Below are 11820 nucleotides of genomic sequence, written 5' to 3' on the forward strand. Positions count from 1 at the left end.
CCTCAGGACTCAGGGTCGGGGAAATCTGGCACGGGTCGCTTTCGTCTACGGTGGATCGCGTAGGCGATTGGAATACTCCTGCAGCAGACGCTTGATTTCCGGCATGTTGGGCATGCCGACGGTGGTCTTTTGCTGCTCATGTGTCCGGCTGCACGCCAGAAAGTCGGGAATATGGATGACATTGGCGCCTGCCGCCGCCATCCGAACCCAAAGATCATAGTCCAGCACGTAATAGAGATCGGTTCGCAGCTTGCCGCCGCTGCGCTTCCAGATGTCACGGCTGAAGAAAACCTCTGGCTGATAGAAAAAGCTTCCCGTCAACCAGAACCGGTCCATTTCAAGAAGCAGCCCGAGGGGCAGCGGCACCTGAATCCCGAACGGCAATCGATTGTGATGATCCACGATGATCGTATTCCGTGACAGGCCGATCTGGCGACATCCCCCTGCCACGATGTCGACGCCGGAAAAAGTAAATGCCTGTGCGACTCGGAACAAAGCGCCGGGCTCCAGCAGGTCATCGCTATTGACCCACGTGAGAATATCGCCCGTCGCTCGCGCAAATCCCTTGTTCAGGCCATCTGATTGACCTTTGTCGGGCTCGATCACGAGATGAGTCAGCCGGTCACGATACCTCTCGAGAATGTCGCGGCTTCCGTCCGTCGAATTGCCGTCTACGACGATAAATTCCAAGTTCGGATAGCCTTGGTCCAGAACGGATTTGAGTCCTTCCTCGAGAAACGCGGCCTGATTGAAGCTCACCATGACGACCGAGATCTTGGGCCAATCCAGTTGGCTGACAATGGACGCGATGGGGCGACCGCTTCGATCGATCGGGTCGAGCCAGGCCGCCGGGAAATTCGAGTAAGAACGCAATGAGGATTCGCGCGCTTGCGGGTCGCCAAGCTCGGAGGCGAGCGGTGAAGCGGGCGATGCCGGCGTCATGACATCGAGAACCAGCGTCTGGCCCGAGCTGAGGCGCCCCCGCAACACGCCAAGGCTCAGATCATCGGCGGCATCGACCACAATCGTACCGAATTGCCTCAGCATGTTCGGATCGTCGATCAATGCCTTGACGAAGCTACCCTCCTCCGGCGGGCGAAGTGTCGGCTCGTTCGCAGGGGCAACGGGAAGCGATCTTCCAACCCCAGCGCCTCCCGTGACCGTAACGAGTTCGGCTCCGGCAATTTCCCCCTTCAGCCGGCGAGCGACAGAAGTATCTCCGATGGAGAGAACGGGCCCAGCGAGGGAGAGACCGCCGAAACCGATCACTCCCGCCCCGCGCCGCGCCTGGACAGGCTGCGGCTTCACCTTCGCAAGCCGCGGCAATACACGACGCAACTGCAACATGCGCGCAGCCTGCTTTGGGAACCGCCTTAGTAGAGATGACTTGACCCGCGTCGCCTGGCCACTGATGGGATGCTTCCGTGCCAACACGGACATTTCCCACCGGAGAGTCGCAAGCTCCCTCGCCTGCGCAACGACCTGGTTGCGCAAAGATTCCAGCTCAGCTCCGCCATCCATTTCGTCCTCCGAATGGATATTCTCAATCGCCAAGGGCCTACCTCGCACTTACTGTGGCCAATTCCCCGCCGCTACATTCATGGACACGGACCCGATCCGCGCCCATCTGTCAACTTGACAGGCCGCTCAAGCGGCAAGTTTTGGTGCTAAGGCAGCATGCAACGGGAACGTCAGCTAATCCGCCTTCGCCAGCAAATCGACCCACGCATCGGCCTGGCGCGTGAGCGTAAAGCGTTGCTCCACCCGCGTTCTGGCTGCGCGGCCGAGACGCTCCCGCAACGCCGGGTCGGCCAGCAAGCGATCGACTGCGCGTAGCAGGGCTTCGACATTCAGCTCTTTCACCAAGATCGCGGTCTCCTCGTTGACCAAGACCTCGCTGACCGCTCCAACATCGAAGGCCACGACGGGTACGCCGCAGGCGGATGCTTCCAAGAGGGATTGTCCAAATGCTTCAGCGGTCGCCGCACTGACGTAAACGTCGGCGCAATTCAAAATCAACGCCATCTTGCGCTCGTCGGTCACCAGACCAAATGAGCGGAGGGAGGACAGCGCTTCCGACATGTAGCCGAACAGCACAACTCCCACATCCTTGCGCTTGAGCAGAGCCTGATGCAGATCATGAAACAGCGGCCCCCCCTTCCACTGGTTCTTCACATCGACAGCGCCCAGCAGCACAATCGCCGCCCGCTCCGGAATGCCGAGGAGTCTTCGCGCGACACTTCGCGGAATGGGCGAAAAAAGTTCGTGATCAAGCGCAAGATGGACGAAGCGCGCCGCCGCCTGATTTCCAAATCGCTGGACGACAATGTTGGCAGTCCATTGACTGTTGCCGACAAGGGGAACGGCGTTCGGCCCGGCGAAAACCTTGCCACGCTCTTGCCAAGCTGGAGCAATTCGTTCGGGCGCCAGTTTCGGATACTCGTTCGGCGTCGGACAACTCGCATTGCAGCCGGTCTGGTATAGCTGGCAGGACATTGGATAGGCACAGCGACCGGTGACAAAATACACATCGTGCATGAATGCCATGACGAGGATGCCTTGCGACCGAATCGCCGAAAGCAGCGCGAGCGGCCATGGGGCACCATGCACGTTCCCGGTGATCACCACGTCGGGCTTGAGCGCGGCAATTCTGGTCGCAAGATCTCCTGCGATCTCTTCACCGGGCTCGTCGCCATAGATTTCGTGCAGATCCTGAACTCCGAGCCACCCCGGGAACTGCTTCACGCCGGTGACGATCGGCGCGTTAAGCAACTGGCCAGGCGTCCAAGCGAAGACAGCGACTTCGAAGCCTTTCAAAAGCATTGAAGCGACTTGTCGCTTCAATGCAATTCCGGCGCCGTATTGAAACCCGGCATCGTTCAGGAAGACGACCCGGACCGGTCCGCCACTCCTCAGCCTGTCGCGAAGTGGCCGCGCTTGTCGGTTCGCCGCCGGCAGTTCAGCTCCAGCGCCGTTGGCGAACGAAGAATAATCGGATCTCCTGCCGATACGACCGACGCGAAGCACCTGCCTTGCCGAAGCCGTCCCCAGTTCGCCCCGTGGCCCAAGGACAATCAGATTAAACTGATCGTGACGGCCAAGGTGGGCCGACCCGGGCGCAGTGGATGTCACCTTCGCTGCGGCTGCAGCAAGAACAACCTCGATCTGTTCGCGCTCCGGGCCGTCGGCGACCACCAGGACGTCGCGTCGACCGCGGCTGCGATGAAAGATCTGCTCGAGTTCCTCAGTCGTGACGCTGCCACCGATATCGCGGGCGACCAGAATTGCATCCAGCAGCCGGACTGCAGTTGACCGCCGTCCTTGATATTGCTCTTGGAGTCGCGGCAAGATGCGGACACCCCGGACCAGCGCTCGCGCGCCAGCACGCAGAACAGGACGCGAGCGGATTGTCTCGCGAGCAACAGCAATGGCGGGGTGCCGAGAGGCGGAAAACCATTGAAACGAGCGTTCAAACGAGGTTGCCAGCAAGACGGCAACTCGCTGCAAGCTGCCGATGAACCACGTCGGAGCTCGTCTTTCAATCATCAGAAGAAATCATCACTCGTCTAACGCCCCTTGGATCGAGTTCGGCGTACCGGATCTCGGGGAAACAGCAAAAGCGAAGCCTCATGTCCCTGAAAGGCCCGCAAGCTCACTTGGCCGGCATGAATCCGAATTTCGCTCCGTGCTTAACCCGCTTATGGGTGGGGGACAAGCCGGAAATTGCCTTGACCTGCCCTAAAACACCGACCAGATGTCAAGTCACGATTGATTTTCCGAGGTTATTTCGGTTTCCTGACGCGACGAGCTACGTCACTTGCGCTGGGCCTCCGGAGACCTCGACCGGGAAATAGTCGAAACTGTTTTGCCACGAGCTGGACGGGTTAAGCGATCTCGAGCATCCGCATTCGGCAGGCAACCAAGAAGTATCGGAGCACGAATATGGATCAGGTCCTGGCTGGCAAACAAGAGGTGGGATCCTCGGCCCCTGCGACAACGCCCGCACCTCGGATCGCCGTCCTGGTTCCCTGTTTCAACGAAGAGCTGACGATCGGAAACGTCGTGAACGATTTTCGCGCCGCGCTTCCGGAGGCAGAGATCTACGTTTACGACAACAACTCCACGGACCGCACAATTGATGTGGCGCTCAAAGCGGGCGCCATCTGTCGCAAAGAGACCAACCAGGGCAAGGGCAACGTTGTTCGTCGCATGTTCGCGGACATCGAGGCTGACGTCTATATCCTCGTCGATGGCGACGACACCTACGATGCCGCAAGCGCAAGGCGCCTGATCGAGCCGATCCTGCATGAGCAGGCCGATATGGTCAACGCCGTCCGGGTCGCAACCGGCAAGCAGGCCTACCGCTCCGGACACCGCTTCGGCAATACGCTGTTGACGACTGCGCTCTCGCAAAGCTTTGGCCATCAATGCAAGGACATCCTGTCGGGATATCGCGCAATGTCGCGCCGCTTCGTGAAATCCTTTCCGGCGCTCTCGGAAGGCTTCGAGATTGAAACGGAGCTTACCGTTCACGCGCTGGAGCTCGGGGTGCGTATCGCCGAGATCACGGCTCCCTACAAGGAGCGCCCCGAGGGATCGGTCAGCAAGTTGCGCACGATGCACGATGGATTTCGAATCCTTTGGGTGATCCTGCTTTTGTTGAAGGCCGAGAGGCCTTTCCGATTCTTCGCATCCATTAGCATCGTGATGTTTCTACTGATGGTGGGGCTGGCCATCCCGTTGATTGTCACCTACCTGGAGACCGGTCTTGTTCCTCGCCTCCCGACCGCTGTCCTGGTCACCGGCCTTGCAATTACCGGCTTGCTTACGCTCATGAGCGGCGTCATCCTTGAAACGGTGACGCGCGGACGGCGAGAAAACAAGCGCATGCGCTATCTCTCCTATCCGGCGATCCAGGTGCCATCACCGAAGCCGACCTAGCTGCTCACGGCGGATCGAAACCGACCGGCTTCATTGGCACGAGGTGCAGGTATCGTTCCGCGAACTCCACGACAACGATGTCCGGCTTGACCTCGTCGACAAGATTGAAATTGAAAGTGCCGCCATTGTTGTGCGTGAAGACGGGATCACGGAAGGTCTCGTAAAGCATGTACGGACCCAGCACGTAATCCGTGAAGGAGTCGCCGAACACCAGCAGCCTCGGTCGATCCTTCAAATCGTTCTTGTTCTCGGTGATGCGCCAGCCCCACCCCGGTCGGTACGTTACGGCCTGCTGTTCGATCTGGTGCGACTTCCACTTGGGGGCCATTCGCTCGACGCTGTAAACAAGCTTCTTGTCTAGCGTTAAGATGTAGGCCAGATCGCTTGCCGCCGGCGCACCATATGAAATGGTATAGTCGTCCAGGGAATAGGGGGTGATGCTCGGATATCTCTGACGTACCCGCTCCATCAGCATATCGTAAGCAACGAAGGCCCCGCGCTCGTTCCAATGCGAGTCGCCTGGCGTGTAGACCATCTCGCCGGCAGCCTTGGCTCTAAACAGCCCTTCGCGAGGGTCGATGAATTCCAGGTCCGAATGCTTGAGCCTGGCCGCAAGCTGGTCGATCCGCGTAACCGCGGCACGCGGATAGTCCGCCAGCTTCTCAGGGTAAATCGTGTTCTTGTCGGGCGCGATGACGATATAGAATCCGATGCCCCGCTTGGCCAGCCAATCCCGATCGGCCTCCATTTGGTGGACCCAGCCTTCCAGCTCGGCGGACGAGAAGATGTCGAGGCCTGTATGCTGCTCCAGGATCTTGTCTGCGGTGTAGAACAGCCAGCCATCACTGCCCACCACAACATCGCGCGCCCCGCTCAGGCCCAGGCTGTAACGCATCAGGCTGTTGAGATGCACCAGCTGACCACGAAGGCCGAAACGATCATTGACATAGTTCTCAGCCAACCGGGGCAAGAGCTTGATCTCCCGCCACGAGTTCACCTTCGGAAACGGCGCGAGGACGCGGTTGTCGTTCGCACCGTCTGCAGCAAATCCCGTCACTTGCGCGATGAAGGGCGTCAACAGCACAACACCAAACAGAACGATGACAAGCCACTCGTTCAAGCGACTCATCCTGTTTGCGGGAACAGCGGCCTGCAGGGCGTGCTTCGACATGAGCTGGCCCTCCCGCTAGAACCGGAAATAGATAAACGGATTGTAGGCCCCCCCGGCAAGGCTGAGCACAACCAAGCCGAACAGCACGGCGAGACCTCCGAGCCGTCCGACCTGCAGCTCTCCGACGCGCAGCGCCGAACCGAGCCAGGACAGCAATTTGTTCCCGTAAGGTCCGCATCCGATCGCGCCGGCAGCGAGCGCAGCAATCACATCCAATCCAAGGAAGCGGTGCATCGGCGGCACGTTGGCCATCTCACCACCCAAGCCGATCAATGCCGAGAAATAGTGTCCGGCAGACTCGAGAGTTTCAGCCCGGAACAGGACCCAGGTCGCCATCACGGCGAGCATCACATAAAAATGGCCAAGGAAGGGATGGACGCGGGAGATGACGCGGCCGAAGCCGCAGCGCTCCAACACCAGAAAGCCACCGTGTGCCGCACCCCAGAGTACGAAATTCCATGACGCACCATGCCACAGACCGCAAAGCAAGAAGACCGTCCAAAGATTGACGTATGTTCTCCAGGGCGAGACGCGATTACCGCCGAGAGGAATGTAGAGATAGTCGCGAAACCACGATGAGAGCGAGATGTGCCACCGATGCCAGAATTCGGTCATCGACCGAGAAACATAGGGGTAATTGAAATTCAGCGGGTAACTGAACCCGATCATGAAGCCGAGTCCAATGGCCATATTCGAATAGCCGCCGAAATCGAAATAGATCTGCAGCGTATAGCAGATGATCCCGAGCCATGCGATCGGTGCGGACAGCTGCTCCGGGGGGAGCGCAAAGATGGCGTCCGCACTCGCAGCTACCGTGTTGGCGATCAGGACTTTCTGGGCCAGCCCGATCACGAAATAGCTGATACCGGTCGCGAAGCGGTCGACCGTTATGAGCGGCTTGTGCAATTCGCCCGCGATCGTCTTGTATCGGATGATCGGCCCCGCGATGAGCTGGGGAAACATCGAAACGTAGACGGCGAGATCGCGGATGCTGCGCTCCGCGCGGACATCCCTCCTGTAGACATCGACCAGATAAGAGAGGGAGTGGAACGTGTAAAACGAGATCCCGAGCGGCAGCGGCAAAGGTTTAAGAACGAATATGGACGGCGAGAGGCCAAACTTTGCCGCGAGTGGCCCCAGCAGACCGCCAAGTATACCGAGCAGGAAAGTGCCGTATTTGAAAACCGCCAGCGGCAGGAGATTCACCACGACGCCGAGCGAGACCCAGTACAGCGCGTCGCCTTTGTCAAGTCCACGCTCGATCGCCTTCCCCAGCAGGAAGTTGATCGCGATCATCGCAAGGACGAGCGGCAGAAAAACCGGTTCGCCCCAACCGTAAAACACCAAACTGGCGATCAGCAGCACATTCTTGCTGAACCCGCTCAGCAGGAACACCGCGATAAAAAGCGGCAGAAAGTAGAACAGGAAGACGATGCTGCTGAACACCATTGCCGATCAACCCGCGGGCCCGGGGCCACTCCAGCCGATTTGCAGCGAATCAAGAGCCGGTTGAAAATCCGACATCGCAACGGCCTGCCTCATCCGACCTTGTCGAGCATGCAGAAGTGTCCGGCAAAGGGCAGCGGCATCTCAGCCTTGTAGCGACCTTGCGTGCCCTGCACGAATTGATCGACCGCGAGCTGCGCGCCTTCCGAAAAGTACCCGTAATCATCGACCACGATGCGCCCGCCCACGGGCATGCGTGCGTCCAGGAACTCCAGCGCATCCTTGATGGGTTCGTAAAAGTCGAAATCGACATAGGCGAAAGCCACTTGCGCCGGCAAATCCCCGCTTTTGATCGCGTCCCTCACCCAGCCCTTCTTCACCTTGATTCGTTCGCTCGGGAAATTGATGGAGGCAAGCTTGGCCAGGACTTCGGTCTCCGGAGAAGCCATGGTGCCCTTGTAGTTGGCCATGGTGCCAAGATTGAAAATGTCATGGATCAGGCGATCCTCCTGTGTCGGGGCAGGCAAACCCTCGAAACTGTCGAACAGCCAGAGCTTGCGGTCCTGAAACGGCATGATCTCCGAGGCCAGGAGTTTGGAGGTGGCCCCCTGCGCGACGCCAAACTCGCAGATGTCGCCAGCCACCTTGAGGCCGTCATGGAGAGACTTGATCACATAGATGGCTTCGCTGACCGTCGTGCCTATCAGGTCGCTGAGATCGCGGGAGCGCCCCTCCCTCACCGGCAAGTCGGTGAAAAGAAATCGACGATAGAGTTGCTCGATCTCGGCAGCGTCCTGACGATGAATATCGCGCATTGCCTCCGACATCTTGAGTTGATCGAGGACCTGGAAATACCGGTCTTCCCAATCGCGCCCGTCAGCCGCCGCTCGGGTTATTCCCTCCGTTGGAATGCGCGTCACCCGCAAGCCCATGTTGCGGAGGGTTGTACGCAAGAAGCGCTTCAGCAATTGTTTCACCGTATCTAGTTGATAATTGGAGACGATTGGGGTCAACGCGTATCCCGCCCTGGCTTCCGAACACGGCGCCGGCAAAAAAGCAAGCAAATGATGTCGCAGACGCGAGGAGGGTATTGGCCGCCCAATAGCCATTTACCGGCCAGGCAAAGTCGTGACAAGGAAAACGGAGCACCTCTTCTCGATTCGAAGGATGCGGTCCACGGTTCCTGGGTCCTGGACGTCGTTGCCTTCCCGAAGCAGGGGCCCCGTGATAGAAAGCCGGGCACATTTGGCGTCCAGCCTTTGTTCCCCCGGTTCGCGTGGTCTGCATGACAGGCGCCGTCGCCTCTTAGGGCCGTGAAAACCACGAACTCTGCCGCTCGGGAATCACAACCACTCTTGCCCTCGGGCGACACAACTATTTCCGCCAACTGAAGAATCGCGAAAATAAACCAGCCCGGTTGATGAACGTCGCAAAGGCGCGCAATGCTTGGCTTAGGGAGCTTTCCGGCCGGACAGCTTTTCAGCTCAATGGGAAACCAAGGTCGCGCACGCCAGCGGCGCCGGGTCTTGAACGCGAGCCAGGATGACCAACCCGACGAATTTTCGCTCCTCAAGATCGGCCATGACGGATCATCCCTACGACCATTTCCAGATCCTGCGCGGCGTCGCCTGCTTGATGGTTTTCTTGAATCACGTGGCTGGCTTGCTCAGCGGGGGGCTGGAGGGACCCGCAACATGGTATGGTCCGCTGCTCGTCCCGCTAGGTTTCCCCTGGGTGTGGCTCTTCCTGATCCTTTCGGGGTTTCTTCTCACGAAGCAGTTCGTCGACGGAAGGACCAGGCTGACATCATCAGGCATCTTGAATTTCTACAAACGCCGATGTCGGCGTTTGTTGCCGATGCTTTGGTTCGCGCCCTTGCTCCTGGGAATATTGTACAGCTGTAACATCTGGTCCCCGCTCTTGCCGGCCTTCTCACCGTTGCAGGAGACGAAGGTTGCCCTGGCTCTTCCTTGGGTGCCTTACCTTGAGGCGGGAAATCCGGTGAGCACGGCTAACAGCCCGGTTTGGAGCGCCGTACTCGAGGTCCATTACTTCGTGATATTGCCTTTGCTCCTTTTGCTTACGGGAATGTCTTCGAAAGCCATCCTGTTGCTGGTGGGAGGCTGGGCGATGGCGATTGCGGGATTAGCTGTCCATGTTGTTCTCTACGGGTCACCAGCAATCTTTCCCATGATCTACCAGCAGCATTTCTACAACGGCGGATTCATGCTGGCGGGCTGCGCCATAGCGCTCTTGAAAATACGACCTTACCCGGTCAGCTGGTGGTGGCCGGTGTCTGCAGTTTTTGCGTTGATCGTTGCGACCCAATATCTCGCCAATTACGATCTCAACATTGCGCTGGCTGTGCTGCCTCTCGTCGCAGCTCCCGCTTTTGCCTTTCTCGTGATTCAAAGCATTTCCGACCGTCAGGCCGCGGTTCCGACATCTCTCCGCGCATTGCGGCTAGCGCGCGGCCCCTTGCGCTGGCTCGAACTCGCCGGAATGATGAGCTATTCGATCTATCTGCTTCACAAGCCCCTCTCGTACATCGCCATCGCACAACTCAGGATTGCAGGCGACGCCGAGACACTATTGTCACTGTTGGTGAAAACCCTTGCGACCGGAGCGTTGATTGCGCCTGTCATCGTGCTCAGTTTCGTGTTCGTTGAGCATAAGTTTCGCCACCGCGGTCTGTCGAAGCCGGCGTCGATGACGAAAGTTTAGGGCAGGAAGAACGAAGCGCTAGTCATTCCACGGGACAAGCCCGGAAGCGTCGTAATTGCCTTTCTTCAACAAGATTGCTCCAGATTCCAACCTCGGAGGAATGAAATTGGATAGGTCACTGCGAATGTAGTTGTTGAACAAGGCATTGGGTCCGTTTGAAGAAGACAGTCCCGTAACAGGATCGGCAGCCCCAACCTCGATATTTGAGCCTATCTGACCGTTGGCGATCGTGATGCCTCTACTATTGTAGATTTGAATGCCGACGGAGTCTTTCGTGATCCCGCCACCTTGATCGCCGAGGAAATCCACCCCATTGAAGACTTCACCTAAGCCGCAGGACTGCACCACCAGATTGTGGACGTTGTGATTCGCAGAACCTCCATTGAATGATCCGTGACAAGGATTCTGGCTGGCGCGACCGTCAATCTTGATGCCGATCGTATTGAAACGAAAATGAGAATTGGAAAACGTAACGTTGCCGCTCTCGATCTCGACACCGATAACGTTATTGTCGGCTTGCACGTTGGAGAAGCCCAAATATTCGCTGAAGTTGTGGGCATGGATCAGCCGAAAATTGTTCGCACCCGAGATATTTGAGAATATGCCCATCTGAGGCGTGCTGAACGCGAACATAGCATTTTCCAGGTCCAGTCCCGTGCCGGCTATGTTGTTGATCTGAACATTCTCAATCCGAACCTTTGAACAACTGCTAATTCGGATTCCCACCTGCCCTGCATCCGACCGCTTCGACGACGGATCGCGTGCCGACGATTCCGGGCTCGTACCCACGATCGTCAGATCTCGAACCGTGAAAAGCTCAGAAGATGCTCGACAGGAAATAGCTGGCGCATTTTCAGTGATCTGAAGCGTCGCGGTGGGGCATTCCCCGTGGATGGAAACGGGCCTGGCTATGGAAGGAGTCGTAAGCCCGGTCACCTTGACTATTCGTCCGCACGGAATGACGACGTCTTGTTCGGTCTCGATAAGCCGTTGAACCAGAGTCGTATCATCGATAGGGCTCGGATTATGTTCCATGCGCATCGTTGTCGCGCTTAACGCCACAGGCATCGAGAGCACCGCGGCGAGGATTCCGACCGACCTAAGAGAATGCTTGCGGGACGAGATGCATACATCGCACATAAATTAGCTCGATCTGGAAAGCTCCACGACGCGAACTAAGATAAGATAGCTGCATCTTTCAAGTGCTCAAACAGCACCGAAAAAGCTTGCTGTCCACCGAGATCCAGGAGGCTATGTTCAACCTCTGGAGTTGGTTGCAATGAATGCAAATTGTCAGTTACCGGCACATTGCCCGAACCGATCGACAATTCTACAGTAGCCGTCTCGGTCGTCGTTGCCGGAGCAGGGCCGAAAACGAAATGCTCGAGGTTCGAGGCATTGCCCAGAGATGACTGGGATGCGGTCATGGGAGGCGCCGGCTGCTGCGGGGTCGGGACGCCAATCACGCCATCGCGATTCAGATCCTGGTGGAAACTCGGCTCGAGCGATTCCAAGGCCGCACTAGCGCCCGACACGGT

Annotated in this window: 9 protein-coding genes; 2 read left to right on the plus strand and 7 right to left on the minus strand. The window is 58.0% G+C overall.

Annotated features, from left to right (window positions below):
* Positions 1-45: 45 nt before the first annotated feature.
* The gene (locus XH98_RS00120) at positions 46-1554 is read right to left on the minus strand and encodes a glycosyltransferase family 2 protein (RefSeq protein ID WP_271617380.1); all 1509 of its coding nucleotides are present in this window, start codon (positions 1552-1554) and stop codon (positions 46-48) included.
* Between the two features lie 141 nt (positions 1555-1695).
* Positions 1696-3546 (minus strand): glycosyltransferase, encoded by a 1851-nt coding sequence (locus XH98_RS00125; RefSeq protein WP_271617381.1) that lies wholly within the window; start codon positions 3544-3546, stop codon positions 1696-1698.
* A gap of 396 nt (positions 3547-3942) precedes the next feature.
* On the opposite strand from XH98_RS00125, the gene XH98_RS00130 reads away from it, so the two are divergent.
* On the plus strand, positions 3943-4941 hold the full coding sequence (locus XH98_RS00130; protein ID WP_271617382.1) for a glycosyltransferase family 2 protein: 999 nt from the start codon (positions 3943-3945) through the stop codon (positions 4939-4941).
* Positions 4942-4945: 4 nt separating this feature from the next.
* Here XH98_RS00130 and XH98_RS00135 read toward each other — a convergent pair whose 3' ends face one another.
* The 3 genes from XH98_RS00135 to XH98_RS00145 form a co-directional block, all read right to left on the minus strand.
* Positions 4946-6112 (minus strand): alginate O-acetyltransferase AlgX-related protein, encoded by a 1167-nt coding sequence (locus XH98_RS00135; RefSeq protein WP_271617383.1) that lies wholly within the window; start codon positions 6110-6112, stop codon positions 4946-4948.
* A gap of 15 nt (positions 6113-6127) precedes the next feature.
* Positions 6128-7561: an MBOAT family O-acyltransferase gene (locus tag XH98_RS00140; protein WP_271617384.1), complete on the minus strand. Its 1434-nt coding sequence runs from the start codon at positions 7559-7561 to the stop codon at positions 6128-6130.
* Positions 7562-7650: 89 nt separating this feature from the next.
* Entirely contained in the window at positions 7651-8571 is a 921-nt protein-coding gene (locus XH98_RS00145) for a TylF/MycF/NovP-related O-methyltransferase (RefSeq protein ID WP_271617385.1), read from the minus strand.
* A gap of 529 nt (positions 8572-9100) precedes the next feature.
* On the opposite strand from XH98_RS00145, the gene XH98_RS00150 reads away from it, so the two are divergent.
* The gene (locus XH98_RS00150) at positions 9101-10282 is read left to right on the plus strand and encodes an acyltransferase family protein (protein WP_271617386.1); all 1182 of its coding nucleotides are present in this window, start codon (positions 9101-9103) and stop codon (positions 10280-10282) included.
* 18 nt (positions 10283-10300) lie between these two features.
* Here XH98_RS00150 and XH98_RS00155 read toward each other — a convergent pair whose 3' ends face one another.
* Together XH98_RS00155 and XH98_RS00160 are read right to left on the minus strand one after the other, a co-directional pair.
* Positions 10301-11350, minus strand: a complete 1050-nt coding sequence (locus XH98_RS00155) for a hypothetical protein (protein ID WP_271617387.1) — start codon at positions 11348-11350, stop codon at positions 10301-10303.
* A 107-nt stretch (positions 11351-11457) separates the two neighbouring features.
* Positions 11458-11820 (minus strand): hypothetical protein (locus XH98_RS00160; RefSeq protein WP_271617388.1); only part of this gene is annotated, 363 nt, incomplete at its 5' end.

Origin of the sequence: Bradyrhizobium sp. CCBAU 51745, from assembly GCF_028128715.1 — a bacterium.
GTDB classification, from domain to species: Bacteria; Pseudomonadota; Alphaproteobacteria; order Rhizobiales; family Xanthobacteraceae; genus Bradyrhizobium; species Bradyrhizobium manausense.